The sequence below is a fragment of the Metapseudomonas boanensis genome, from assembly GCF_042232855.1.
Classification (GTDB): domain Bacteria; phylum Pseudomonadota; class Gammaproteobacteria; order Pseudomonadales; family Pseudomonadaceae; genus Metapseudomonas; species Metapseudomonas boanensis.
In genome coordinates, this window is sequence record NZ_CP113889.1 from 4,461,322 (window position 1) to 4,487,024 (window position 25,703).

20 protein-coding genes and 2 pseudogenes are annotated in these 25,703 nt (G+C 60.6%); 12 read left to right on the forward strand and 10 right to left on the reverse strand.

The window, feature by feature from the left end; genetic code table 11:
• Positions 1–264 precede the first annotated feature (264 nt).
• From OXH74_RS20870 to OXH74_RS20915, 10 genes and pseudogenes are all read left to right on the forward strand, one after another.
• A complete protein-coding gene (locus OXH74_RS20870; RefSeq protein WP_375738661.1) occupies positions 265–2,322 on the forward strand; it encodes a carbon starvation CstA family protein in 2,058 nt (685 codons plus the stop codon).
• A gap of 13 nt (positions 2,323–2,335) precedes the next feature.
• Positions 2,336–2,539: a YbdD/YjiX family protein gene (locus OXH74_RS20875; RefSeq protein WP_215378899.1), complete on the forward strand. Its 204-nt coding sequence runs from the start codon at positions 2,336–2,338 to the stop codon at positions 2,537–2,539.
• Between the two features lie 159 nt (positions 2,540–2,698).
• Positions 2,699–2,809, forward strand: a pseudogene (locus tag OXH74_RS20880) (GTP-binding protein); the annotation flags it as partial.
• Positions 2,810–3,239: 430 nt separating this feature from the next.
• The gene (locus OXH74_RS20885) at positions 3,240–4,586 is read left to right on the forward strand and encodes a cache domain-containing protein (RefSeq protein WP_375738662.1); all 1,347 of its coding nucleotides are present in this window, start codon (positions 3,240–3,242) and stop codon (positions 4,584–4,586) included.
• Between the two features lie 33 nt (positions 4,587–4,619).
• Complete coding sequence (locus tag OXH74_RS20890; protein ID WP_375738663.1) at positions 4,620–5,252, forward strand: response regulator; 633 nt, start codon at positions 4,620–4,622, stop codon at positions 5,250–5,252.
• Positions 5,253–6,192: 940 nt separating this feature from the next.
• Positions 6,193–6,429, forward strand: coding sequence for a DUF2933 domain-containing protein (locus OXH74_RS20895; RefSeq protein WP_375738664.1), 237 nt, complete (start codon positions 6,193–6,195; stop codon positions 6,427–6,429).
• The gene (locus tag OXH74_RS20900; RefSeq protein ID WP_375738665.1) at positions 6,426–7,097 is read left to right on the forward strand and encodes a methyltransferase family protein; all 672 of its coding nucleotides are present in this window, start codon (positions 6,426–6,428) and stop codon (positions 7,095–7,097) included. The genes OXH74_RS20895 and OXH74_RS20900 overlap by 4 nt, the downstream gene beginning before the upstream one ends.
• Positions 7,094–7,366, forward strand: coding sequence for a DUF5676 family membrane protein (locus OXH74_RS20905; protein ID WP_375738666.1), 273 nt, complete (start codon positions 7,094–7,096; stop codon positions 7,364–7,366). Before OXH74_RS20900 ends, OXH74_RS20905 begins: the two co-directional genes overlap by 4 nt.
• Positions 7,367–7,377: 11 nt before the next feature.
• The gene (locus OXH74_RS20910; protein WP_375738667.1) at positions 7,378–9,825 is read left to right on the forward strand and encodes a heavy metal translocating P-type ATPase; all 2,448 of its coding nucleotides are present in this window, start codon (positions 7,378–7,380) and stop codon (positions 9,823–9,825) included.
• The gene (locus OXH74_RS20915; protein ID WP_375738668.1) at positions 9,822–10,061 is read left to right on the forward strand and encodes a hypothetical protein; all 240 of its coding nucleotides are present in this window, start codon (positions 9,822–9,824) and stop codon (positions 10,059–10,061) included. The genes OXH74_RS20910 and OXH74_RS20915 overlap by 4 nt, the downstream gene beginning before the upstream one ends.
• 46 nt (positions 10,062–10,107) lie before the next feature.
• Here OXH74_RS20915 and OXH74_RS20920 read toward each other — a convergent pair whose 3' ends face one another.
• The 4 genes from OXH74_RS20920 to OXH74_RS20935 all read right to left on the reverse strand — a co-directional run bounded on the left by OXH74_RS20920 (position 10,108) and on the right by OXH74_RS20935 (position 14,271).
• A complete protein-coding gene (locus tag OXH74_RS20920) occupies positions 10,108–10,713 on the reverse strand; it encodes a hypothetical protein (RefSeq protein ID WP_215378919.1) in 606 nt (201 codons plus the stop codon).
• Between the two features lie 479 nt (positions 10,714–11,192).
• Entirely contained in the window at positions 11,193–12,734 is a 1,542-nt protein-coding gene (locus tag OXH74_RS20925) for a DHA2 family efflux MFS transporter permease subunit (RefSeq protein WP_375738669.1), read from the reverse strand.
• A 12-nt stretch (positions 12,735–12,746) separates the two neighbouring features.
• Positions 12,747–13,820 carry an HlyD family secretion protein gene (locus OXH74_RS20930; RefSeq protein ID WP_375738670.1) on the reverse strand — a complete coding sequence of 358 codons (1,074 nt, stop codon included), beginning with the start codon at positions 13,818–13,820 and terminating at the stop codon, positions 12,747–12,749.
• A 22-nt stretch (positions 13,821–13,842) separates the two neighbouring features.
• Positions 13,843–14,271, reverse strand: a complete 429-nt coding sequence (locus OXH74_RS20935) for a MarR family winged helix-turn-helix transcriptional regulator (protein ID WP_215378923.1) — start codon at positions 14,269–14,271, stop codon at positions 13,843–13,845.
• Between the two features lie 321 nt (positions 14,272–14,592).
• Here OXH74_RS20935 and OXH74_RS20940 point away from each other — a divergent pair, with 321 nt between their 5' ends.
• A complete protein-coding gene (locus tag OXH74_RS20940) occupies positions 14,593–15,255 on the forward strand; it encodes a hypothetical protein (RefSeq protein ID WP_375738671.1) in 663 nt (220 codons plus the stop codon).
• A 195-nt stretch (positions 15,256–15,450) separates the two neighbouring features.
• Here the strand turns inward: OXH74_RS20940 and OXH74_RS20945 are convergent.
• Positions 15,451–16,002 (reverse strand): annotated as a pseudogene (locus OXH74_RS20945) (efflux RND transporter permease subunit); the annotation flags it as partial.
• Positions 16,003–16,313: 311 nt separating this feature from the next.
• Positions 16,314–17,213, reverse strand: a complete 900-nt coding sequence (locus OXH74_RS20950; protein ID WP_375738672.1) for a LysR family transcriptional regulator — start codon at positions 17,211–17,213, stop codon at positions 16,314–16,316.
• A 128-nt stretch (positions 17,214–17,341) separates the two neighbouring features.
• Between OXH74_RS20950 and OXH74_RS20955 the strand changes: the two genes are divergently transcribed.
• On the forward strand, positions 17,342–18,172 hold the full coding sequence (locus OXH74_RS20955) for an oxidoreductase (protein WP_375738673.1): 831 nt from the start codon (positions 17,342–17,344) through the stop codon (positions 18,170–18,172).
• Positions 18,173–18,268: 96 nt separating this feature from the next.
• On the opposite strand, the gene OXH74_RS20960 is transcribed toward OXH74_RS20955, so the two are convergent.
• The 4 genes from OXH74_RS20960 to speF form a co-directional block, all read right to left on the reverse strand.
• Positions 18,269–19,174, reverse strand: a complete 906-nt coding sequence (locus tag OXH74_RS20960; protein WP_375738674.1) for an amino acid ABC transporter substrate-binding protein — start codon at positions 19,172–19,174, stop codon at positions 18,269–18,271.
• A 47-nt stretch (positions 19,175–19,221) separates the two neighbouring features.
• Positions 19,222–20,562 (reverse strand): putrescine-ornithine antiporter, encoded by a 1,341-nt coding sequence (potE, locus tag OXH74_RS20965; protein WP_375738675.1) that lies wholly within the window; start codon positions 20,560–20,562, stop codon positions 19,222–19,224.
• A gap of 78 nt (positions 20,563–20,640) precedes the next feature.
• Entirely contained in the window at positions 20,641–22,941 is a 2,301-nt protein-coding gene (locus tag OXH74_RS20970) for an Orn/Lys/Arg decarboxylase N-terminal domain-containing protein (RefSeq protein WP_375738676.1), read from the reverse strand.
• Positions 22,942–23,085: 144 nt separating this feature from the next.
• Positions 23,086–25,266, reverse strand: coding sequence for an ornithine decarboxylase SpeF (gene speF, locus OXH74_RS20975; protein WP_375738677.1), 2,181 nt, complete (start codon positions 25,264–25,266; stop codon positions 23,086–23,088).
• Between the last annotated feature and the right edge of the window lie 437 nt (positions 25,267–25,703).

A 25,703-nucleotide genomic window follows, 5' to 3' on the forward strand; every position in this document is an offset into this window, starting at 1 on the left:
TTGCCCATTGCAGAGCCGTTTGCATGCTTCGCGCGCTGTCTGTCCATGCAGCGGATGCACACGAGTGGGGCGCTGCTGCTGCATCCTGGTGCGTACCGTGTTCAGGGACAGGGGTCAATTGATTGCGTAGTTCTACGTAGGCTTGCTTGGTAGTTGTGCGAATGTCTCCGGCGCTGCTTGGCGCAGATAGTGGCCGGGCCCTTATCCAGGGCTAAACAACAACAAAAGCCGCCGCAGGTAACCGCCAGCGGCAGGAGACTTTCGATGACCCAACTGGCTACCCGAATTGCCTGGTTCGCCGTTGCCGTACTGGGCGCATTTGCGCTTGGTACTGTGGCGTTGCGTCGTGGCGAAGCCATCAACGCCCTCTGGATCGTTACTGCTGCAACCGCGATCTACCTCATTGCCTACCGCTATTACAGCCTGTTCATCGCCACCAAGGTGATGCAGCTCGACCCGACCCGTGCCACCCCCGCCGTGCTCAACAACGATGGTCTGGACTACGTGCCGACCAACAAGCACATACTCTTCGGCCATCACTTCGCCGCCATCGCCGGTGCCGGTCCGCTGGTGGGTCCGGTGCTCGCTGCGCAGATGGGCTATCTGCCGGGCACGCTCTGGCTGATTGCCGGTGTGGTCCTGGCCGGTGCGGTGCAGGACTTCATGGTGCTGTTCATTTCCAGCCGGCGTAACGGCCGCTCCCTGGGCGAGCTGGTGCGCGAGGAGATGGGCCAGATTCCCGGCACCATCGCGCTGTTCGGCGCCTTCCTGATCATGATCATCATCCTCGCGGTGCTCTCGCTCATTGTGGTCAAGGCCCTGGCCGAGAGCCCCTGGGGCATGTTCACGGTGATGGCGACCATCCCGATCGCGATGTTCATGGGCATCTACATGCGCTACATCCGCCCAGGCCGCATCGGCGAGATTTCGGTGGTGGGCGTAGTCTTGCTGCTGGCTTCCATCTGGGCGGGCGGGCAGGTCGCCGCTGACCCGGTCTGGGGCCCGGCCTTCACCTTCACCGGTATCCAGATCACCTGGATGCTGATCGGCTATGGTTTCGTCGCTGCCGTCCTGCCAGTGTGGCTGGTCCTGGCGCCGCGGGATTACCTGTCGACCTTCCTCAAGATCGGCACCATCCTCGGGCTGGCCATTGGCATCCTGATCATCGCGCCTGACCTGAAGATGCCGGCGCTGACGCAGTTCGTCGATGGTACTGGGCCGGTGTGGAAGGGCGCGCTGTTCCCCTTCCTGTTCATCACCATCGCCTGCGGTGCAGTGTCCGGTTTCCATGCGCTGATCTCCTCCGGCACCACGCCCAAGTTACTGGCTAATGAGTCGCACGCTCGTTATATCGGCTACGGCGGCATGTTGATGGAGTCCTTCGTCGCCATCATGGCCATGGTGGCGGCCTCGGTGATCGAGCCGGGCGTGTACTTCGCCATGAACAGCCCAGCGGCACTGGTGGGTTCGGACGTCAACACCGTGGCGGCGACCATCAGCAGCTGGGGCTTTGCCATCAGCCCGGAAATACTCCAGCAAACCGCCAACGACATCGGTGAGCACAGCATCCTGGCACGCGCCGGTGGTGCGCCGACTCTGGCCGTGGGCATCGCGCAGATCCTCCATCAGGTATTGCCGGGCGAGAACACCATGGCGTTCTGGTACCACTTCGCGATCCTCTTCGAGGCACTGTTCATCCTCACTGCGGTGGACGCGGGCACCCGTGCCGGTCGCTTCATGCTGCAGGACCTGCTGGGCAACTTCGTGCCGGCACTGAAACGCACCGAGTCCTGGACCGCTAACGTGATCGCGACCGCCGGTTGCGTCGCCATGTGGGGCTTCCTGCTCTATCAGGGCGTGATCGATCCGCTGGGTGGCATCAATACCCTCTGGCCGCTGTTCGGCATCTCCAACCAGATGCTGGCGGGCATCGCCCTGATGCTGGGCTGTGTGGTGCTGATCAAGATGAAGCGCCAGCGCTACGTGTGGGTGACGCTGATTCCGGCCACCTGGCTACTGATCTGCACCACCACCGCGAGCCTGATCAAGCTGCTCGACCCGAATCCGGCTGTTGGCTTCCTGGCCCTGGCCAAGAAGTACAGCGATGCGCTGGAGGCTGGCCAGGTCCTGGCTCCGGCCAAGGACATCGGTCAGATGCAGCACGTGATCTTCAACGCCTACACCAACGCGACCCTGACCGTGTTGTTCCTCTTCGTGGTCATGAGCATCCTGTTCTACGCGATCAAGGTAGGGCGCAGCGCCTGGATGAAGTCCGAGCGCAGCGACAAGGAATCACCGTTCCAGCCAATCCCGGAAGCCTGAGGAGGCGCTGCGCATGTTCAATGACCTGAGCCGCATGGGTAAGTATCTGGGCCAGGCTGCCCGCATGCTGGTGGGCATGCCCGACTACGATACCTACGTCGAGCATATGCGCGGCAAGCACCCGGACAAACCGGTAATGGCCTATGAGGAGTTCTTCCGCGAGCGGCAGGAGGCCCGCTACGGTGGCGGCAAGGGCCGCCCCGTCCGCTGCTGTTGAATCTCCATTGCGGTAACCTGAGCGCCACGCTTCGTCGTGGCGCTTTTCATTTGTAGGATCTAGGGGAACCCCTGGGCCTTGCTCGCGAACGCCCCGAGCAAAGCGATTCGCGAGCAAGCTCGCTCCTACGGTTGAACCGCGATTTCAAGGATTGCTCTAATGTCTGCCCATCTTTCCATCCCGGTGACCGTGCTCAGCGGCTTTCTCGGTGCCGGCAAGACCACGCTGCTGCGGCATATCCTCAAGGCCGAACACGGCCTGAAGATCGCCGGATGGCGGACTTCTTCGCGGGGTGTCTACCAGAGCGGCAGCACGGAGCCGACGATCAGGCAGTTTTCATTCAGGCTGGCCTTGCTGGCCGTGATTAGCTCGGCCTGGGGAGGGATAGCGGCACCCATGGCGCGACTTGCGAGCAGGAATACGGAAGAGCACCTCCGAGCATTATGGTGCATGTTCTTATCTCTTTTTATTTTGAAAGAGTCGCTGGTGCAGCCATGGCGGGTGAAGTGAAACTTCCTGTTCCCGGTTGCCATCTACCAAGGCTGATTTCGCCCGATGCCATAACCTGAAGACTATTCACGCGGGAGACTCCTATTGACATGCGCTTTACTACCTACCCACGCTGCATGGAGCTACGCAGTTTGCTTGCGCGTGATCTTTCCGTGCATGTTTTTCTGGTGGTAGGCGTCAAGTGAGAAATATGCAGCTTAAATACAAAATAGTGACGCTGAGTGTTTTGCCGCTCATAGTTTCGGTGCTGTTTATCTGTGTCCTGGTTTTTGCGCAGAGTCAAAAACTGGAGGAAGATCAGGCGAAATTGATTGAAAGCAGTATTCTGGCGGCAAAACAGGCTGAACTGAAAAACTATATTGAATTGGCTTCGAGCCTGATCGCTCCTTTGTATGACAGTGGCAAGAACGACGAGGCGACAAAGAACCAAGCGCTCGATATCCTGGCGCGCGCCAACTTCGGGGTGGACGGTTATTTCTTCGTGTATACCCGCGAAGGGAAAAATCTCATGCATCCAAGGCAGTCCAGCCTGGTGGGGAAAGACCTCCTGGGGATGACCGACAAGAATGGTTTTCCGGTCATCCGGGCCCTGCTGGAAAGTGCACAGCATGGTGACGGATTCCAGCGTTATGCCTGGGAAAAACCTTCGACGGGGCAAGTGACCGAGAAACTCTCCTACGTCGTGATGCTTGATCAATGGGGCTGGATGCTGGGTACCGGTATCTACATCGACGACGTGGAAGTGGCGACGAAGAAATCACGGGAGGAGGTCGCTTCCGGCGTGCTGACCACTGTGCTCGCGATTTCGTCCTTCGCGCTCATAGCCGTGCTGGTGGTGTTCGCCGGAGGACTGATGCTCAACTTCACCGAACATCGCTTGGCGGACCGCAAACTTTGTGCCCTCAACCAGCGCATCGTGAATCTTCAGGAGGAGGAGCGATCCCGTGTTTCCCGGGAGTTGCACGATGGCATCAGCCAGCAACTGGTCTCCATCAAGTTCCAGTTCGAACTGGCTTGCCTGGAACTCCAGAACGGCCAGGGCAGTGGCCTTGAGAACCTGCGCTCAGGCACCGCCCGCCTGGGCGACGCCATCGGCGAGATCCGGCGCATCTCCCACGACTTGCGTCCGTCGCTCCTCGATACTCTCGGCCTCTCTCCGGCCATCGATCAACTTGTTGCCGAGTTCGAACAGCGCACTGGAATATTGGCGCACTATGAACGCGGCATTGGTGAGCCCATAAATGACAAGAACATATCCGTCACGCTTTTCAGAATAATTCAGGAGGCTCTGGCCAATATCGAGCGCCATTCAAGAGCGAGTACCGTCATAATTTCGTTGCTCGATGCAAAGGATGCAATTGCTCTTCGCATTGAAGATAATGGGGTGGGCTTCGATCCTGGCCTGATGGACAAGAGTCAGGGTATAGGCCTGCGGAATATCAGGGAGCGAGTGGATCATCATCTTGGTTCGTTCACGGTTTCATCTTCACCTGGCAGTACGGAAATAATCGTTGAGATTCCTATCCAAAGAGCTTGATACGCTTGATACAAATAACAATAAGAGGCCTATATGAGCGATTCCAAGCCTATAAGAATTGCGCTGATCGATGACCATGCCCTGGTCCGTGATGGTGTGAAGTCCCTGCTTTCCGCGATTCCACATTTCGAGGTGGTGGCACAGGCCGAGTCCGGTGCCGAAGCGCTCGAACTGCTCCAGTCGACGGAAATCGACCTGCTGCTCATCGATATCGGCCTGAAGGATATGAACGGGCTTGAACTGACGAGGAAGCTCTGCGCCCTCTATCCGGGAATCAAGATCCTGATCCTGAGCATGTACGACAACCAGGAATACGTGCGCACTTCCATCAGTGCAGGCGCTTTTGGCTATGTCCTCAAGAACGCTCCCTCTCAAGAGCTGATCGCGGCGATCGAGGCTATTGTTGCCGGCGGGATTTTCTACAGCCCCGAGGTGGCAAGAAAGCTGGCGAGCAATATCCGCAAGGACGATGAGCTGACACCACGTGAGATTCAGGTTCTGTCGATGATCGCCAAAGGTCTCAACAACAAGGAGATGGCGCGCGAACTGGATATCAGCGTCAGGACCGTCGAAACCTACAGGCTGAGCATCAGGCGCAAGCTCAATATCGATAAACCCGCCGCCCTGATGAAGTACGCATTGGAGCACGGGCTCATCTCGATCTAGGTTCTCATGTCGGCCTGGATCGCTGGGTCGCGAGACCGCCCGAGGCCTTGCACACCGAAGTAGCTGCTGCGCAAGTGATCCGGGGCGCCTCCGAAGTTGGCGCATCGAGTCGGACAGCGCCCATCAGGACCGGCATTCCCCGGTGGTCAGCAGCAGGCTGAATGCCTCGACCTCTGCCCACTTGTAGGCCGCGTCCGTCAAGGCAATGCATATCTGGCTACACTGACTCTGAAGGTCCCCACAGGCGCAGTGAGCAATTTATGTACTGGTTACGTCAGCGTCACCACAATCTCTTGTGCCTTACCCTGGCAGCGTGGGTAGTGGCGGTGGTAGTGACGGCTTTTCAGGGCTGCTTGCTGGAGCCGGAGCGGAGCCTCGCCACTCCAAACAACTCGCCCGTCGCAACACAGCATGCGGATCAGCATGCTCAGCACACCACCAGCTGTGAGCACAGCGGTGCCAATACGGTTACCGCAATCAGCTCGATACCGCACACTCTGGGACTGGATGCCCTCAGTTGGGCCACCCTGTTGCTGGTGCTGTTCATCCCCTCTAAAGCATCAGCCGTGCCCGCTCTTGTGCTGAGGCGCCCCGTACCGTCCAGACCTCCAGCCCGCCTGATCTTCGTTCGCTTCAACGATTAGTCCGTATTTCAGGACGACTGAACAGCTGCCGTCCTGTTCTTTTGCACCCATCCTGCGCGACCCGGAAGTGGCTGCTTATCCCTCATCACCAGGAGCTGAATATGCAAAAGCAATCGAATTGGGCTTTGTCCGTCAATTGGGCCAGCGGTCCGTTCATGGCTTCGGCGGAGTAAGCCCGTCGCACGGCCGACGCGGTTGCCTGCCCATAGCCTGGCATGCCGGACAGTCGGGATGGCGATCCACTCGAAATGGACTGAGCAGACGGTAATGGTTTCCCAGCCGCGATGGAGGTGCACATGATCCACCTACCACAAGGGAGCAACTCCACGCACCTGTGGGTGTTCTGGGGCTTTGTCGCTATTGCTGGCTTCTTTCTGCTGAGCGAGCACCGTGCACACGTGCTTGGGATCCTGCCTTATCTGCTGCTGGCAGCCTGCCCGCTGATGCACCTGTTCATGCATCACGGTCATGGCGGTCATCGTCACAGGCACGAGCAGCAACCAGGCCGAGCGGGGGAGGAGGACAAACCATGAGTCATACCGAATCGGCGTACGGCCTGTGGTCGCTGGTCATCATCAACTCACTGGTCTTCATCCTGTTCGCGTTCAGCTTCGCCCGACCCCGGACGACCCGTGACTGGCGCTCCTTCGGCATGTTCTCCGCCTTTCTGGTGGCCCTGTTCACCGAGATGTACGGCTTCCCGCTGACGCTCTATCTGTTGCTGCCTTGGCTCAGTCGTCTTTTCCCTGGCATCGATTTCCTGTCGCACGACGCCGGGCATCTGCTCGAAATGTTCTTCGGCTGGAGGGTCAACCCGCACTGGGGGCCGTTCCACCTGCTCAGCAACTTGCTGATCCTGGGCGGTTTCTGGCTGCTGGCGGCAGCTTGGCGCGTGCTCTATCGGGCCCAGAGCAGCAGCTCGCTGGCGCAGGACGGCCCCTACGCGCGGGTCCGCCACCCGCAGTACGTTGGCTTTGTGCTGATCATGTTCGGTTTCCTGTTGCAGTGGCCGACCCTGATCACCCTGGTGATGTTCCCGATCCTGCTGGTGATGTACGCCAGGCTGGCCAGGGCCGAGGAGCAGGAGCTGCTCGTGCAGTTTGGTGCTGACTACCTCGCCTATCGCGAACGCACCCCGGCGTTCGTGCCCCGGCTCAACGCTCGTCGCTCCAGCGCCACGGATGCAAGGAGAAAATCATGATCGCTCCCTGGAAAACCGGTCTCGCCCTAGCCCTGACCATGGCGATTTCCTACACCGTGTGTGCACTGCTCTATGCGCTGTGGCCGGCGCAGGGCATTGCCTTCCTCAATGCATTGTTCCATGGGCTGGACTTCGGCCGTCTGGAGAGGCCGCAAGCCTATACCGTCGCCACCTTCGTCGGCCCGTTGTTGGTGCTGATCTTGTGGGGGCTGATGGTAGGAACCTTGTTTGCCTGGCTATACGACAAGTTCCACGGGAAGTCGCGCTGAGGAGGTGCCCCATGGACCATTCACCCATGCAGCACGCAGGCCCTCGCTACGGGGCAGCGTCTGGAGACTCACCTGCCTTGGCGGCCGAGCAAGGGCATGTTCTCGACCCTGTGTGCGGGATGTCCGTCGTGCCGTCGACAGCAGCCGGCAGCGCGGAATTCGAAGACCAACGCTATTGGTTCTGCTCGAGTCATTGCCGTGAGGAATTCCTGCGCGATCCGCCTCGATACGCAAAAGGCGCCGCCGCCGCGCAACCTTGCCCATCTGGGCATCAGCATGCTGCCGCCACGGTGGCGCCTGCTGCCGCGGCGCTGCTCGGTGGCAGGCAATTGGCGAAAGACCCGGTCTGCGGAATGATGGTGGACAAGGCCACGGCCCTGTCGCGAGAGCGCGGCGGACGTACCTATTACTTCTGCAGCGACAGCTGTGTGCGCATCTTCGAGTCGCCAGAGCGTGAATTGAAGGCCATGAAAGCCCGAGTGGCGATCGCCCTTACCGGCGTACTGGCCTTGGCCATGTTGCGTGCCGGTGCCTTCATCGCGCTGGCTGCCGGCGCCACGCTGTTGACCTGGGTGCCGATACCGGCACTGCCCTGGTTCACCTGGGGCATGTGGCTGTTCCTGCTGGTAACCCCAGTGCAATTCATCGGCGGTTGGAGCTTCTACAAGGGTGCATGGAATGCCATCCGCACCCGCAACATCAATATGGATTTCCTGATCGCCCTGGGCACCTCGGTCGCGTACTTCTACAGCGTAGCGGTGCTGTTTGCCCCGGACGTCTTGCCGGTAAAAGTGGAGGAGCGCGACATCTATTTCGAAGTGTCAGCGGTGATCATCGCGTTTGTCCTGCTCGGCAAGTACATGGAGGAAATCATCAAGAAGAAATCCTCGGCAGCGGTGCGGCGCTTGCTGGACCTCAAGCCGGCGACTGCGCATGTGCTGCGTGACGGCCAGGAAGTCGAATTGCCAGCGGAAAACGTCATGGCTGGCGAGTTCCTGATCGTCAAACCTGGCGAGAAGATTCCCACCGATGGCGAGGTGACTGAGGGTACGTCGACGGTCGATGAATCGATGTTGACCGGCGAGTCCATGCCGGTCGACAAAAAACCAGGCAGTGCCGTGATCGGCGGTACGCTCAATCGCAGTGGTGTGTTTACCTTCAAAGCGAGCAGGATCGGCGCCGATACGGCACTGGCGCAGATCATCAGGATGGTCGAGGAGGCTCAGGCCAGCACGGCTCAGATCCAGCGGTTGGCCGACCAGGTCACCGGCTATTTTGTGCCTGCGGTGGTGGCGGTCGCATTCCTGGCGCTGGTCGGCTGGACGATCGCGGGGAGTTTCCCGCAGGGGCTGTTGGCCTTCATTGCAGTGCTCATCATCTCCTGCCCCTGTGCGCTGGGAGTGGCCACGCCTGCTGCACTGATGGTCGGTGTCGGCAAGGGCGCCGATAACGGCATTCTGATCCGCGGCGGCGAAGTGCTGGAGCGGGCCGAGAAACTGAGCACGGTGGTCTTCGACAAGACCGGCACCATCACTCGCGGTGAGCCGAACGTGACCGACGTGATCTCGTTCGACGCGACTCCGGAAAGCGAGGTACTGATGCTCGCCGCTGCCGTGGAGTCAGGGTCAGAACATCCGCTCGGCGAAGCGATAGTGCGAGCTGCACGGCATCGCGGCATCAGCCTGCCGAAAGCGACCGGAATCAGCGGGATCGCCGGTCACGGCATCGAAGGCAGCATCGATAGCCGCAAGATCTGGCTGGGCAACCGACGCTTGTTCGCCCGCCAGCGGATTTCGATCGAGACGGCCGAGGCGAGCCTCGTCGCCCTGGAGGCCGATGGCAAGACCGCTATGCTGGTCGGCGTCGACAGCCGCCTGCTCGGGGTGATCGCCGTTGCCGATACCGTCAAGCCGGAAGCAGCCGAAGCCGTCACGGCATTGAAGGCGACCGGAATCAAGGTTGTGCTGTTGAGTGGCGACAACCGGCGAACCGCCGAAGCAGTGGCGCGGCAGGTGGGGATCGAACGGGTGATTGCCGAAGTATTGCCGGACGATAAAGTCGTGGTCATTCGCCAACTGCAGAGCGAGGGGCAGGTGGTGGCGATGGTCGGCGATGGCGTCAACGATGCGCCGGCCCTGGCGGCCGCCGATATCGGCATTGCCATTGGTTCCGGCTCCGATGTTGCCAAGGAAACCGGCAGCATCATTCTGATCCGCGATGATGTGCGCGATGTCGTGGCAGCGATCCAGCTGTCGCGTGCCACCATGATCAAGATCAAGCAGAACCTGTTCTGGGCGTTCATCTACAACAGCATCGGCATCCCGGTCGCGGCGTTGGGGTTCCTCAATCCGATCCTGGCCGCGGCGGCCATGGCGTTGTCGTCGCTCTCGGTGATCGTCAACTCTGCGCTGTTGAAGCGGGGGCGGCTTGCTGCGGCGGCGAAAACGGAGGCCCCATGAGACGCGCGATTCACTGGTTCTGCGCGTTGCTGGCGATAGCGGTGGCGGGGTGGGGGCTGTTCCGTTATGGGATCTCACCGTTGTCGCTTCTGGTGGCGCTGTTGCTGCTGTCCTGTCCGGTTTTCGTCGTCTGGCTTACCCTGAGTCAGGCGCGGCGAACCGAGCGGGACATCGAAGCAGCAACCCGCCAGGAACTGACGCGTCGCGCGCGATCGAAGCCAGGAAACCAGCTGTGACCGTTGCTGTGTCCACGACTGCGGTTGCGTGGTCAAGCCATGAGTTTCACGGCGCCTGCTGCTCGCCGATTGCCGATACCGAGGGGGTCTCCCTGCGCTTTCTCGCCCAGCCGACCAGAAGGGTTACGGCAATGAAACCTGCAACGATAAGGAGCGGGTAGGCGATCATCAATTCGCCCAGGCTGTATTTCCAGGCAAGTGGACGACCGACCCCAAGCATCGCGGCGTAGAACCAGGAAACCCCGGATACCGTGCCGGCGAAAATCGCAAGTGTCCGCATGCCCAGTTCGAGCTTGAGCAAGGTGCCGGCCTTGACCAGGGCGGGCATGATCACGGAGTGCAATAACGCACCGTTGACGGTGAGCAGGGAGACGATGAGGACCTTGGCTTGTAGCTTGGGGTTGAGGAAATAACTTGCGCCCTTGACGTAGGAGTCGAGCATGACGATCAGCGCGCCTGAGACCCAGAGCACTTGCAGAGCGAGCGTGATGGTTCGCTTGAGCGTATCCAGATGTTCTTTCTTGCAGTGTGCGGAGTCGGAGCCTTCCAGCAACTGCTTGACCATGGCGAAGTCGCTTGTCAGGACAAGGCCGATGGCCACACAGCATGCGATCAGGTGCGCATAAACAACGCCCAGTCGCAAGAATTCCATGGTTGCTTCGTGCTGCAAGAGCGAAGCGACTAGATGAAAAAATTCCACGGTCTCTCTCTTGTTTTATGGAACCGGTCATCAACCGCGCTGGGGGCGATGACGATACATCTGGTATGGGGATTGCGGTGGCTGGCATGAGGCCTGAGCGATGTGGGATGACCTGGTTCACCCAACTTCCGGTCTGGCGCCGCAACAGCCTGAACAAGTGTGCTGATGTGCCCCGCAGTCATGAGCCAGGCGCAACGGGATCCGATGTTATTTGTAAGTAATTATTATTGTCAAAAAAAATCAGGCGTTACAGCTGCCCGTTTCCGTCGAGTCCCGATGAACGGCTAGCGAGTGTGGCTGCAATCGTGTTCAGTTGAATATGGCAAACCACCTCCTTGCCGCAGTTTGAGTCAGGTAGCAGCTGAAGCTCGATGGCGTTGGTTGCTGCGTAAGTACCCGACATTGGCATCGGTAGTCCCCGCGACTGTGCCTCAATCCATCACGGCGTGCAGCTCGGCCTTGTCGTTGCCCTTCTGAATGGGCTTGAGTAGGAGCACCAGGGGTAGCGATGCCAGAGTGATGAACATCATCAGCCGGAAGTCCTGCAGGTAGGCAAGGATCGAGGCCTGGCGGGTCACCTCGGCATTGATGGCCACCAGCCCTGCGGGCGTACTGAGGTCGTAGACACCGCCCTGGTTCGCCTCGGCAAGCGCCTGGTTGAATGGCGTGATGAAGTCACTGAAGGCGGCATGATTGATCTGGGTTCGTTGCGCCAGGTAACTGATCACAATCGAGATGCCGATGCCGCTGCCCACATTGCGCATCAGGCTGAAAAGGGCAGTGGCGTCGTTTCGGTAGTGGGGAGCCAGCGTGGAGAAGGCGAGGGTGGATAGCGGCACGAAAATCAGCCCGAGCCCAAGCCCCTGGACGACGCCGGTGCGAATGATCTCAGTCGCGGAAACTTCGGCGGTGAACAGGGTCATTTCCCACATCGACAGCGCAGTCAGCAGCAGGCCAAGGCTGATCATGCCGCGCGGGTCGACCCGGTTGATCAAGCGGCCGACCACCATCATCGCCACCATAGTGCCAATGCCTCTTGGGGCCATCAGATAACCGATATCGAGGATTGGGTAGCCCATCAGGTGTTGCATGAAGGGTGGCAGCAGGGCCATCGCGGCGAGCAGGATGATGCCGACCATGAAGATCAGGATCAGGCCGAGACAGAGATTGCGATCCCTGAACATCGCCGACTCGATGAAGGGCTGCCTGCAGGTCAGCAGATGCACCAGGAACAGGTAAAGGCTCAAGCCGGCAAGCAAGGCCTCGACGAGGATTTCGCGGCTGGCGAACCAGTTCTGGGATTCGCCGCGGTCGAGCATCAATTGCAGGGAGCCAATGGCCAGGGCCAGCAGGCCAAAGCCCAGCAGATCGAAATGACGGGTGCGATCGGTCGGTGCTTCCTTGACGAAGGCCGCCAGGCCGAACCAGGCGAGCAGGCCGAAGGGCAGGTTGATGTAGAAGACCCAGCGCCAGCTGTAGTACTCGGTAAGCCAGCCTCCCAGTGTCGGCCCCAGGATCGGGCCGACCATGACACCCACCCCCCACATCGCCATCGCCGAGCCGTGCTGCTCCTGGGGGTAGGTGTCAAGCAGGACCGCCTGTGACAGTGGCACCAGGCTGGCGCCGAACATGCCCTGAAGTATGCGGAAGAGCACGATCTGGTCCAGGCTTTGCGCTGCGCCGCAGAGCATCGAAGCCAGGGTGAAACCGACAATGGACCAGATGAACAGTCGCCTGCGGCCAACTCGCGCGGCAAGGAATCCGGTCAATGGCATGAAAATCGCCGTGGCCACGATATAGGAGGTGAGCACCCAGCTGATCTGGTCCTGGGTGGTCCCCATGCTGCCTTGCATATGCGGCAGTGCGACGTTGGCGATGGTGGAATCCAGCGCCTGGATGATGGTGGCGAGCATCACGGTCAGGGTGATCAGCCCTTTGTGCGTGCCACCCCGTGTCGTTGTAGTAGACCCCATGGCTCGAGTCCGTCAGGGCAGCAAGCTGGCCAGGCTGCGACGATGTGTCGTGTCGACCTCGACGTCTGCACTGAGCCCAGCCCGCAGGCTTGGTAGCTCGGAGTGGGCGTCGAGTCTGATGCGCACGGGAACACGCTGGGTCACCTTGACCCAATTGCCTGTGGCGTTCTGCGCCGGGATCACGGAGAACTCGGCACCGGTGGCTGGGCTCAGGCTTTCCACGACGCCTTGCCAGATGCGATCGGGGTAAGTATCGAAGCGGATGCTCACCGTCTGCCCGGGCCGTACGTAGGTCAACTCCTTCTCAGGGAAGTTGGCTTCGACCCACAAATTGCCGTCGGCGACCAGGGTCATCGCCGTATTGCCCGCCGTGATGTACTGGCCGGGTTGCGGAACTCTGCTGACACTGCCCGACAAGGATGCGCGAACCTCGACGCGAGTCAGGTCCAGCCGGGTCTGATCGAGCTCGGCCAAGGCAGAACGGTAACTGGGATGCTGCTCGACGGGTATGTCCGGGCTGCCGCCCAGGGTTTCGGCGATGCGCTTGAGATCGTGCTCACGGGCGGAGATTTCCTGTGCGGCAATCTCTTCTGCTTGCCGGGATTCATCCAGGCGCGCGACGGACAGATAGCCCTTGCTAGCCAGGTTGGTCTGGCGCTGAAGGTCCCGGGCGGCGAACGTCTGACGCGTCCTGGCCAATGCCAGTTCGGCCTTTTTCTCCTGATAGCTCGCCTTGAGGGCCGTCAGGTCGGTACGTACCTGGGCGAGCCTTGCTTCGGCCCTGTTGACGGCAATCCGGAAACTGGCCGGGTCGATCCGGAATAACAGTTCTCCCGCTTCGACATGCTGGTTCTCGTGGACAACGACTGCTTGGATGGTGCCAGAAACGTCAGCGCTAACCGGGACTTTGTCAGCCTTGACGTAGGCGTTATCCGTTTCCACGAATCGTCCACCTTGCAGGTAAGCCACGAGACAGCCGGCCATGACCAGCAGTGGGACGACGCCCATCAGCACAAGGCGCTTGATGCGCGAGGCCGGGTGGGAGGGTGCATAGACAGTGGCAGATGGCTCTAGGGCAGCGTTCACGGCAGTGCTGTTCCTTGGTGGATCAACGAGAGGACAGGTTCGAGCGCATCTTGCGCAGGGCGGAAGTCAATGCTGCTGCTTCCTGCTCTGATAGATCGTGCAGCGCGATGCCATGGGTAATGGCAGACACCTTCTCGATTGCCCGGAGCTCCTGTTTTGCCTTGGGAAGCAGAAAAAGCCGGTAGGCCCGGCGATCCTCTGGATCAGGCCGGCGCTCGACCAGGCCGAACTGCTCCAGTTGATCGATCAACCGAGCCAAGGTGATCGGCTTCACCTCCAGCCGATCGGCCAACTCGATCTGGCGGCAACCTTCGTTGCGCGCTACGTGCACCAGTGCCCGCGCCTGGCTCAACGTCAGGGCGCTGTCTACCAGATGCTCTTCGAAGGTGCGCCTCATCAGCCTGGAGACGTCAGCGATCAGGAAGCCAAGGCTCTCGTCACGGGAGGACATGGAGTGCATACCTTATAATAAGCGTTGCTTACTTTATGATGGCGTGGGTTCTCATGTCCAGTTCGTCACCGATTGTTCGTTTTCAGGCTGGGGCATCGAATCCTGTTGGAAGCGCCACGCGAAGCTTCATGGCGATGGATGCGGGTGATAGCTCCGCAGACCGGCTACATTTGCAACGTGTTCGTGCTTTTGCCAACACAGCTGAATCTGCTTTCAGGCGAGACGGTGCCGTCAGGGAGCACGCTCGGGAGGCGCAGCGCGGTATCTGACACATGGGCTCGAACCCAAGGGAACTGTCCGGGCAACTGGGGAGGTGTTGTCATGCCAGGCAATGCGCAAGAAAAGCGGGCACGCGTGCTCAATCCGATCGACCGTGTCTCGGAGGTGATTTTTGGCCTGCTGATGGCGATGACGTTCACCGGGACTTTCAGTGTGGCTTCGTCCGGTGGCGAAGAGGAGCGCACGATGATGATCGCCGCCCTCGGCTGCAACCTCGCCTGGGGGCTGGCGGATGCGGTGATGTACCTGGTGCGCACCCTGACCGAGCGGACGCGAGGTCGAACGCTGCTCGCACGCCTGCACGGCGGTGCTGACGCGGCCACCGGGCAGGCGCTGATCGCTGAGGTCTTGCCGGAGCGTATAGCGGTTGCAGCCGGCCCCGAGGGGCTTGAGATGCTCCGCCGGCGCATGATCGAGCATCAGGGGCTGCCCATTCGGCCGCGCCTCGGGTGGGATGACTTCAAAGGTGCATTCGGGGTATTCCTGCTGGTGGTATTCGCGACGTTCCCGCTCGTGGTTCCTTTCATAGTGCTCGACCAGTCGATGCTCGCGGTGCGCATATCCAACCTGGTCGGGGTCGTCATGCTGTTCCTCGCCGGCTGGATTCTTGCGGGCTTCGCCGGGGCCAGCCGATGGTACGGTGGGCTGGCGATGGCAGTGACCGGCACCGTGCTGGTGGCAGCGATCATCGCGCTCGGCGGTTGAGGGCGCGCGAACGTCTGCAACAGATCGGACAAAGTGCTTCAGGAGCCTGGAACACTGCAGTCCTGTTCGCTGAGGATATCCAGACGCCAATTACACCAAGCCCGGTGAACTCTCGGATTTGATTGGCCCGACATTTGATTGGCCCGACAACAGAGGCGCGATTTCTTGGTTTCTCGACCGATTTGCGATTCAGCACAAGGGCGCAGTGGCGAAGACCATGAACATCACGCCGAAGGAGCGCACCTGGAACATGATCACCACCAGGGTCAGCAGGATCATCACCGGGAAGAGCGCGGCGAGCGCCTTGTTGGCCTTGACGCTTTCCTCCACCGGCCCGCCGATAGCCACCCGGTAGCCAACCGGCAGCTTGGCGATCAGCGGCTGCAGCTCTGCGTAAACGGCCTTCTCCACATCCGGCGGCTGGGTGCCTTTGATGATGTCGGCGCGCACTTCGGAGGTGGGCTCTCGGTCGCGGCGCTTCTGGGCAGGCTCCTCCATCACCGCCTGGAAGTGGCCCACCTGTTCCAGCGGCACCGAGACGCCGGCGGCGTTGGTGATGGTCAGGCCTGCGATGCCGCCGAGGTTCTCCCGTTGGGCATTCAGCGCCCGTACCATCACCGCCACGGTGCGGGTGCCTTCGCGCACCTCGGTCACCGGGTTGCCGGTGAGCAGGGCGTTGAGTTGGCTCTTCACCTCGCTGGGAGTGAAGCCGAGCAGGCGCAGGCGGTCCTGGTCCAGCACCTGTCGCGAGACGGCGCCAGTTACAGGGCGCGGCTGGGGTGCCGAGACATCGCTGTCGGCCTTGCTGTCGCAGCCACTGAGCCCCAGCAGGGCGATCGAAATCAAGGCGAGAAGGGCGGCGTGACGGCGGTTCATGAGGCGATCGTCTTGTTCGGCGGCGGGGCTGCAGTGCGGTGAGTTGAAAATATGATAGGTGCAATGTAAATGTCTGCATATATGCCGCTCATCATTTAATCGGCCCCAAGGAGGCAGGAGCCAATGGACGTGATTGCGATGAGCCGAATCCGGATGCCTGGGACGCCCAAGGCCGAGAAGCGCTAGCCAGTCCGCCGCGCCGCGCGGGTGAATTCGATGAAGGCCTTGAGTACGGCCGGAACCTGGCGACGGCTCGGGTAATAGAGGTGCAGACCGGGGTAATAGGGACACCAGTCGTCCAGCACCTGGACCAGCTTCCCATCGGCGATGAGCTCTTTGACCATGTCTTCGAAGACGTAGGCCAGGCCGGTGCCCTGCAACGCCGGTGCGACCATCAGGCCGACGTCCCCCAGGGTCAGGGGCCCGTCGACCTCGATTTCCAGCTGCTGGCCATCTCGTTCGAACTCCCAGCGATAGAGCGAACCGCTGGGAAACCTGTGGCGGATACAGGGCACGGCGTGCAGGTCCTGGGGATTCTTCGGCATGGGGTAGCGCTGGAACAGGGCAGGCGCCCCGACGACGACGGAGCGCAAGGCGGGGCCGATGGGCAAGGACACCATGTCCGCCTCCAGGCGTTCGCCGAAACGCACGCCAGCGTCGAAGCCGGTAGACACGACATCCACGAGTGCGTCATCGGCCGAGACTTCGATACTCACATCCGGGTAGGCCGCGAGAAAGCGGTTGACCAAGGGTAACAGCACGAGCTCCGCGGCCGAACGACCTGCGCTGATGCGCAGCGTTCCGAACGGGGTATCCCGAAACTGATTGAGGTCGTCGAGGGCATCGTCGATATCGCGGAATGCGGGTCTGATACGCCTGTAGAGGCGCTCACCGGCCTCTGTAAGTGCCACGCTGCGTGTGGTGCGGTTGAATAACCTGACGCCCAAACGCTCCTCCAGATTGCGTAACGCATGACTGAGGGCCGAGGGCGACAGGCTCAATTCGATCGCGGCACGGCTGAAACTGAGGTGGCTGGCAATACTGAGGAAGATTGAAAGATCAGCAGCAGAGACTGGCTTCATTAATGAATCCTGCTCAAAAGCCCATGCGATTTTATTGGGATTATCACAGGAGTATTTGAATTCTAGAGTGGCGTCAACTCATCGAGATGGCCCGGCATGTTGCAGGGCCGCAGACAGGAGGAGTTGATATGCGTACTTGGTTCATTACTGGCGCTTCCCGCGGTTTCGGCGCCCTGATCGCGAAACTGGCCTTGCAAGCCGGTGATGCGGTCATCGCCACCGCCCGTAATCCCGCCGACGTGGAAGCTCGGCTTGGGGAGCATCCTGACCTCCTGGCTACTCGCCTGGATGTCACCGATGAAGACCAGGCGCACCGGGCCGCTGCTGAAGGCATCAAGCGTTTCGGTCGCATCGATGTGCTGGTCAACAACGCGGGTTACGGTGTGCTTGGGGCGGTGGAAGAAACCAGCGCCGGTGAAGTCGAGCGGCTGTTTGCGACCAACGTGTTCGGTCTGCTCAACGTGACCCGCGCCGTGCTGCCCTATATGCGCCGCCAACGCTCCGGGCACGTCATCAATATTTCGTCTCTCGGCGGCTACCAGGCCTACTTGGGCTGGGGGGTCTATGGCGCAACCAAGTTCGCAGTGGAGGGGATTAGCGAAGCGCTGTCCCAGGAGCTTACCCCCCTGGGTATCCACGCCACGGTGGTCGAGCCCGGTTTTTTCCGTACCGATTTTCTCGATGACCAGTCGTTGGTGAAGACGGCGCTGCAGCTTCCGGATTACGAGGACACCGTCGGCGCGATGCGCCGCTTCGCCCACGGCGCCAATCACGCCCAACCCGGTAACCCGGACAGATTGGCGACGGCGATCATGGCGCTGGTCGATGCGCCCAACCCCCCGCAACGATTGCCACTGGGCAGTGACGCCGTCGCCAGGATTGAGTCCAAGAACCGCCTGGTCGAAGAGGAGCTGGCAACATGGAGGCATCTGGCCCTATCCACTGATTTCCAAGTCTGAATCAGCACCCCGAGGGTTGTGACCGCCGTCATGAAGCAGTTCGGCTCCTCCGGCCAACTGCTTCGTGACGGCCTGCACTCCAGGCTGGCCACAGCGCTAGGGCAGTGCGTAGACCTCGAACAGCAATTTGGACGTACCGCGAGCGCCACCCAGGTATTTGGCGTATGCCTGCTCGATTTCACCCGAGCGGTACATCTCGCTGATCACGGTATCTACCAGCAGACGGAAGTCTTCATCTCCGCGTTCGAGCGCCATTGACGCCGGAACGAATTCGAATTGGCGAGGGACTACCATCAGGTCCTCGGCGTGCTTGCTTTTCTCCACGACATTCTTGAGCAGCATGCGTTCGGAGAAAAAGGCGCTGGCTTTGCCTTCGGCGACCAGATTCACGCCTTCCATGTTGTCCTTGACCGTCACCAGCGTGGTCACCACGCCAAGCATCCGCGTCTTGTCGCGAATCCACTCCTCGGTGAGCCCGTCCTTGATGGCTGCAAAGGTCTGGTTGGCCAAGCCCTGGTTGACGGTCGCGCGCCAGGTCGGGCCGGTATGCGCCACTTGGCCATTGAGCACCCGCAACAGCGGTTCGGAGGCATCCTTGCGCACCACGGCTGAAAGTCCGGCGGTGTAGATGGGGATCGAGTAGCTCACCGACTTGCGGTCTGCCAGTGTTTCCGGGGCGGGTGTGCAGAGGATGTCGACCTTTCCTGAGCTGACGGCACTGATCTCCTCCGCGACCGTGAGGCCTTGGTACCGCACCTGCAGGCCGGGCAGGTTCAGCTCGCTCTTGATCTTGTCGACGACCTTCAGGCAAAGCTCGATGGCATAGCCGGTGGCCTTGTCACCGTCCTGGTTGCTGAAGGGAGCGAAGTCCTGCACATAGCCGAGGGTGATGGCGTTGTTGCTGCGTACGCGCTCCAGCGTGTTAGCACTGGCCAGAACCGGCAGCAGCGCGAGCAGGCACGCGAGCATCATGCTTACGGGTTTGGGCAATTTCACATTCATATCCTGTTCCCCATGTTCAGATGTCTTTTCGGCTCTGAAGACAACGCCTACGGTTTGTCGACCCTGGCCAGCGAAGACGGCGGTTCATCGACGAAGCGCTTGGCGATAAAGCCATAGAGCAGGTAGCCGATCGCAAGGACGATGGTGCCACCGAAGACGGCGTCCTTGCCGCAGGCATACAGGGCGTAGAAACAGTAGATACACGCCACCAGCAATACCGCCGTGTTGCGGCCGTATACAGCTGGGCTGACCCCGGCCTTGTACATGATGACCAGCAGGCCGGTCAGCGCCGTCACGTAGGGGATCAGGTTGGTCACCGCGGCCAGGCCGACCAGCTTGCCGAACTGGGCACTGGCGTTGGGCGAAATGGTCGAGAGGGCCATCAGAGTCTGCAACACGCCGCAGACGATCATGCCGATGATCGGTGCGTTCTTGGCGCTGACCTTGCTAAACAGTTTCATGAACATTCCCTGGTCGGCCGTCATCTTGGCCGTTTGCGCCAGTGTGAACTGCCAGCCGAGCAGCGAACCGACACAGGCCATCACAGCCAACGCCATCACGAGGTTGCCGATCGCGGGATGGAAAATCTGCGCATAGACCAAGGCGAACGGCGCTGAGGAGTTGGCCAGCTCAGCGTTGGGCACGATGCCCTGGATTACCGTTGTCGAGAGGATGTATACGACGGCGGCGCCAAGGGTCCCGAACAGGCACGCCAGGGGCACGTTGCGCTTAGGGTCTTCAACTGCATCGCTGGCCTGAGCCGCCGATTCCATCCCAAGGAACGCCCAGAGAGTTAGCGGAATGGTCTTGCCGATGGCCTCGGAGAGCGCGATGTTGTTCGGGTTCCAGGCCGCGGCGAATACGTCCGTCTTGAACCAGAACCAGCCGATCACGCTCAGCCCTGCTACCGGGATGATCACACCCCATACCGTAATCGTGCCGAGTCGGCCGGTGATGCTCGGTCCACCGAAGTTGGCCAGGATGGTCAACCAGATCAGGGCAATGGTGCCGATGCACAGTGGAACGGCGCCGCTGCCCAGCCAGGGTATGAACGACGTCAGGTAGCCCACTGCCGAGATGGCGACCGCGACGTTGGCGATGGCCAGCGACAGGAAGTAGAGATACGAGCAAAGGAAGAACCCTGACTTGGCGTGCGCCTCTTCCGTATAGGCCGACAACCCGCCTGAGCGTGCACAGAAGACACCGCACTGGGCGAAGCAGTAGGCGATCGCCATGGAGCCGATTGCAGTGAAGATCCATGACAACAATGAGACAGCGCCAAGCTGGGCCATGTTCGTTGGCAGCATGATGATGCCCGAGCCCATCATATTGACCGTGACCAATGTGGTGAGCCCCATGAGGCTCATTTTCTTACTTGACTCAGCCATCGAAGACTCCTTGCTTTGTCCGAAGCACTGGCCTCTCTCCGGCGGCGTTTTCCTGCCACAGGGGAGGGGAGCTAAACCCTACTGCCTGACCACATAGATCCTGTACGTGAGGCGCCCCTGATCGTCTCGCTCGATCTCTACGCCGTGGTTGTCATGCACGAAGCCGGGGAAGCGTCCGTCGAACATTTCCATCGCCAGCAGGTAATCGACGATGGCTCGCTTGTCGGCACCGGCTTTCTCGCCGGGCATCATCAGGGGGATGCCAGGCGGGTAGGGCACGATCTGAACCGCGACGGTGCGGTTTAGCATGTCGCGCACGGCGATTTGCTCGATTTCGCCCTTGACCAGCTTGGCGAAGGTTGCGCGTGGCGAGAACACCGGGTCGGGCAGCAAGGTGAAGGCCGCATCCATGTTGTGCAGCAAGTTCGTGGCGAGCATTTCCTGGTGCATCTCTTCGGCCAGGTCCTTCAGGCCCATGCCGGCATAGCGCTCGGGGTAATCGGCAACCAGGCCGGGCAGCACTTGCTCCAGTGGGGAGTTGGCGTCGTAGTGCCGCTTGAACTCCATCAGACCGGCGACCAGCGAACCCCACTTGCCCTTGGTGACGCCCAGGCTGAACAGCAGCAGGATCGAGTACGGCTCCGTCTTCTCTACCACGATTCCGCGGCTGGAAAGGAAGGACGACACCAAGGGTGCCGGAATGCCGCTGGGCTCCATCGCGCCTTCCAGGGTCTGCCCCGGCGTCAGCACCGTGACCTTGATCGGATCGAGCATGCAGTAGTCGTTACCCAGGTCGCCGAAACCATGCCAACTGGCCGAAGGCTTGAGGACCCAGGCATCGCTACGGTGCAGGGCCTGTGGGTCGAGATCGGCGAACGGTACGCCGTCGACCACATCGGGTTGCCAGACACCGAACCACCAGTCCTTGGCGTTGCGCTTGCGCACTTCGAAACTGAGACGCGCCATGGCCTGGCGGAAGGCGATGGCTTCATCGATCGATTCGTCGGTCAGGTAGTCGCCGGCATCGTTCATCATCTTCGCCGACACGTCGGTGGAGGCGATGATGCTGTACTGCGGCGAAGTCGACGTGTGCATCATGAAAGATTCATTGAACAGCGCCGGCTTGACCGGGACCTTGCCCGACCGGACGTGGATCATCGAGGCCTGCGATAGCGCAGCAAGCAGCTTGTGCGTGGAGTGGGTGACGGTCACCGTGGCGTCATCGGCGTGCCGTTCCCCTCGGTGCATCCCGTAGCGCCCTTCGTACAGTGCGTTGAAGCGTGCATAGGCGAACCAGGCTTCGTCGTAATGGATGCGGTCCACACTCTGACTGAGCTCACGGGTGGTCACCTGCACGTTGTAGCAGAGGCCGTCATAGGTCGAGTTGGTCAGTACAGCGAGCACAGGCTGTGCCTGCTTGTCTTTTGCCAGTGGGCTTTCCGCGATTTTTTGCGCGACGGCATCGGGGGTCAGCTCGCTTCGCGGCACCGGGCCGATCAAGCCTCGCGCATTACGCCGTGGGCGCAGATAGAGTGGCACCGCGCCGGACATGTTCAAGGCATAGTTCAGCGACTTGTGGCAATTGCGATCGACCAGCACGGTGTCGCCGTCAGTCACCGCCGAATGCAGGATGATCTCGTTACTCGCCGAGCTGCCGCCGACCGAGAAGAAGGTGAAGTCGGCACCGAACACGCGGGCAGCGTATTTTTCCGCCTCGGCCAAGGGCCCCGAATGGTCGTTCAGCGAACCCAGTTCGCCGACCGACACGCTGAGGTCGGAGCGCAGCATCTGCTCACCATAGAAATCGAGGAAGCTGCGTCCCACCGCTGTCTTCATGAAAGCGGTACCGCCGGTATGGCCCGGGGTGTGCCAGGAGTACTCGTGGGCACCGGCGAAGTTGACCAGGGCGCCGAAGAACGGTGGCAGTATGGTGTCGAGGTACCGGCAGGCGGCGGCCTGGATGCGCCCGGCGATGAATTCCGGACTGTCTTCGGGCTGCCAGACGAAACCCTCGATATTCTCGACGAAGGCCAGTGGCACCTGGCTCTGGTGGGCCTGGGTCATGCCCAGAATGATCGGCAACTGGGCGGTGCGCCGACGAATCAGCTGGATAAGCTGCAGGGCCTTGGTCTTGTCGTGTTCGCACAGGCCCCAGCCCAGGATCACGCAGCTGTAGGTGGGGGCTGCGCGCATGGCGATTTCGGCATCCTCCAGCGAGTCGACCAGCTCCACCCCCAGGTCATATCCATGCAGCGCATCGGCGATCGCTTCGAGGTTGCGAAGGATGATGCTGTCTTCATGTGCCTTGGCATTGATGACGATGAGGACGGGAAAGCGTTTTCTCATCGACTCGGGTAACGGCGTTTTTGATTGACTCATGGGTATCCCTGCCGAGCTTGTTTGATGCTTACCGAAGAAACGTCCCATTGCACACGTCAGCCAGGAGCGTTCTACGTCGGAGCTTCGCCTTCTCCTGCGACCGTGCCGAGTCGCACCGGATCGGCGCAGGCGAAGGGCCTGTATCTAACTTTTCAGTACATAGCCGTATGCGCGGGTGCGACCGTCTTCGTGCTTGAGGTAGACACCCTGCAGTTCCGGGGTGAAACCCGGCAGCCGGTTGATGCCTTCTTCAAGGGCCAGGAAGTAGTCCAGTACCGGGCCACCCCATACTTCGCCCGGTACCACGCAGAGGAGGCCGGGTGGATAGGGCAGCGCGCCTTCGGCTGCGATGCGCCCGGCCGCTTTGGACAGAGGGACCAATTCGGCGTTGCCGCGCACGAACTCGATCTGCGCCGCGTGGGGCAGCATCGCCACTTTCGGCAGGTGCGCCTTGCGGAACATGTCCGTCTGTAGCTGCTTGACGTTGCGACTGCGGTAAAGGTCGTGCATGTCCTGGCACAGCTGACGAATGCTGTAGTTGCGGTAGCGGTCCTGATACGCCTCGTAGATGGCCGGCAGGACACGGCTCATGGGGGCGTCGTCACTGACGAAACGCTCGAAGCGGGCGAGTTGGGCCACCAGGTGGCTCATCTTTGCCCAGTCCTCCGCCGGGGTGAGCAGGAACAGGATGGAGTTGAGGTCGGACTTCTCCGGGATTATGCCGTTCTGCCGCAGGAAGTTGGCGAGGATGCCGGCGTGGATGCCGAACTCGGTATAGCTGCCGTCGACCGGGTCGATGCCTGGCGTGGTGAACAACAGCTTGCACGGGTCGATGAAGTACTGGTTATCAGCGTAACCGGGGAAGGCGTGCCAGCGGTCCTGGGGGTGGAACTTGAAGAAGCGGATGTCGTTGGCAATCTCATCGGTGGGGTAGTCCTGCCAGTTGCGACCATCGATCTGGGGAGGCAAGAACGGGCGGATCAAGGTGCAGGTTTCCAGCACCAGCTTGCGTGCGTTGATGCCGAACTTCACGCAGTCGCCCCACAGCCTCAAGCCGCTGCGATCGCTGTGGATCGCAGCGTTGACGTCCAGAGAAGAGAACAGCGGATAGAACGGGCTGGTGGAAGCCTGGGCCATGAAGGCATTGTTCAGCCGGGCATGGTTGCAGTAGCGCGGCTGGCCCTTGATATGGCGATCCTTCTTGTGGATCTGCGAGGCCTGGGAAAAACCGGCCTGCTGTTTGTGCACCGACTGGGTGACGAAGATGCCCGGATCGTTTTCGTTGAGATCGAGCAGCAGGGGTGAGCAATCCTTCATCATCGGGATGAACTGCTCGTAACCGACCCAGGCCGAATCGAACAGGATGTAATCACACAGCTTGCCTATGCGGTCGACCACCTGCCGGGCGTTGTAGATGGTGCCGTCGTAGGTGCCGAGCTGGATGACCGCAAGGCGGAACGGGCGCGGCAGTTTGGCCTTGTCTGGCGCGACTTCGTTGATCAGCTCGCGCAGGTAGTCTTCCTCGAAGCAATGGAAGTCGATCCCGCCGATGAAGCCGTAGGGGTTGCGCGCGGTCTCCAGGTAGACCGGGGTGGCACCCGCCTGGAGCAGCGCACCCTGGTGGACGGACTTGTGGTTGTTGCGGTCGAACAACACCAGGTCACCGGGCGTGAGCAGGGCGTTGGCGACCACCTTGTTGGAGGCCGAGGTGCCATTGAGCACGAAGTAAGTCTTGTCGGCGTTGAACACCTTGGCCGCATGCTTCTGCGCCGCCAATGCCGGGCCTTCATGGATCAGGAGGTCGCCCAGCTTGACGTCGGCGTTGCAGATGTCGGCACGGAACAGCGTTTCGCCAAAGAACTCGAAGAACTGACGGCCGGCCGGATGCTTGCGGAAGAATTCACCGCCCTGGTGGCCGGGGCAGGCAAAGGTGGCATTGGCTGTTTCGGTATAGCGCTTGAGGGTGCCAAAGAAGGGCGGAAGCAGTGTCTCTTCGTAGCCCTTGGCTGCAGCCTCGAGTTGATTCCCGTAGAAATCGGCATTACTGCGGGCCGGATCGAACACGCCGGTGACCTGCAGGAGCATCTCGCTTAGAAGGGAGTAGGCCTCGAGGGCACGATTCCCCTGCTGCGATGCGACGAGAAAGATCGGAATGTTGAAGCCCGTGCGTTGAATCGCGTCCAAGGCTCCAGCCTGGATATCGTCGGGCGAGAACACTGCCACGGCGACATCGGTGTAATCGGTTTCGTTGAGGGCGACGACTTCACGGCTGGTGTTGAAGCAATTTCGCACACCTTCGTTGGCGGCGATTTTCAGGACTTTCATGAACACGGAGCTCCTTCTCAGCAGATCGGCGAGTTGCTCCAGGGGCAGTGACCACCAGGCACTTGGCTAAACGCTCGACCCGACTACCTGTGTCCCTGAATAAATATAGGGTATAGATCATTTTCTTCGGCAGGATTGCGGCGTGGTGGCAGGAAAATTTGTCCTGATTAATCTGGAACAGTTTTCTTGCTGGGCAACAAACTGGTCGGCAGCATGAATGGCTTTGTCTGCGTTAGCTGTTGCTAGCAATCGATGGCCGTGCTTAGAGCCTTGTAGCTGCGGGGGGATGCCGAGTTCCTGCTCGCGAACCGGACCCTTTCGCGAGCAAGCTCGCTCCTACAAGGAATGCCGCCACCTGCAATACTCAACGCAGCCACAGCCGCATGAGTCGCCGGGGGCTCTGCCCAGAAATGTCGGTGGCTGCATATTCATGGATG

Coding starts and splice junctions, on each gene's coding strand:
- OXH74_RS20870 (WP_375738661.1), top strand. CDS start 265: ATGACCCAACTGGCTACCCGAATTGCCTGGTTCGCCGTTGCCGTACTG.
- OXH74_RS20875 (WP_215378899.1), top strand. CDS start 2,336: ATGTTCAATGACCTGAGCCGCATGGGTAAGTATCTGGGCCAGGCTGCC.
- OXH74_RS20885 (WP_375738662.1), top strand. CDS start 3,240: ATGCAGCTTAAATACAAAATAGTGACGCTGAGTGTTTTGCCGCTCATA.
- OXH74_RS20890 (WP_375738663.1), top strand. CDS start 4,620: ATGAGCGATTCCAAGCCTATAAGAATTGCGCTGATCGATGACCATGCC.
- OXH74_RS20895 (WP_375738664.1), top strand. CDS start 6,193: ATGATCCACCTACCACAAGGGAGCAACTCCACGCACCTGTGGGTGTTC.
- OXH74_RS20900 (WP_375738665.1), top strand. CDS start 6,426: ATGAGTCATACCGAATCGGCGTACGGCCTGTGGTCGCTGGTCATCATC.
- OXH74_RS20905 (WP_375738666.1), top strand. CDS start 7,094: ATGATCGCTCCCTGGAAAACCGGTCTCGCCCTAGCCCTGACCATGGCG.
- OXH74_RS20910 (WP_375738667.1), top strand. CDS start 7,378: ATGGACCATTCACCCATGCAGCACGCAGGCCCTCGCTACGGGGCAGCG.
- OXH74_RS20915 (WP_375738668.1), top strand. CDS start 9,822: ATGAGACGCGCGATTCACTGGTTCTGCGCGTTGCTGGCGATAGCGGTG.
- OXH74_RS20920 (WP_215378919.1), bottom strand. CDS start 10,713: ATGGAATTCTTGCGACTGGGCGTTGTTTATGCGCACCTGATCGCATGC.
- OXH74_RS20925 (WP_375738669.1), bottom strand. CDS start 12,734: ATGGGGTCTACTACAACGACACGGGGTGGCACGCACAAAGGGCTGATC.
- OXH74_RS20935 (WP_215378923.1), bottom strand. CDS start 14,271: ATGTCCTCCCGTGACGAGAGCCTTGGCTTCCTGATCGCTGACGTCTCC.
- OXH74_RS20940 (WP_375738671.1), top strand. CDS start 14,593: ATGCCAGGCAATGCGCAAGAAAAGCGGGCACGCGTGCTCAATCCGATC.
- OXH74_RS20950 (WP_375738672.1), bottom strand. CDS start 17,213: ATGAAGCCAGTCTCTGCTGCTGATCTTTCAATCTTCCTCAGTATTGCC.
- OXH74_RS20955 (WP_375738673.1), top strand. CDS start 17,342: ATGCGTACTTGGTTCATTACTGGCGCTTCCCGCGGTTTCGGCGCCCTG.
- OXH74_RS20960 (WP_375738674.1), bottom strand. CDS start 19,174: ATGAATGTGAAATTGCCCAAACCCGTAAGCATGATGCTCGCGTGCCTG.
- potE (WP_375738675.1), bottom strand. CDS start 20,562: ATGGCTGAGTCAAGTAAGAAAATGAGCCTCATGGGGCTCACCACATTG.
- OXH74_RS20970 (WP_375738676.1), bottom strand. CDS start 22,941: ATGAGTCAATCAAAAACGCCGTTACCCGAGTCGATGAGAAAACGCTTT.
- speF (WP_375738677.1), bottom strand. CDS start 25,266: ATGAAAGTCCTGAAAATCGCCGCCAACGAAGGTGTGCGAAATTGCTTC.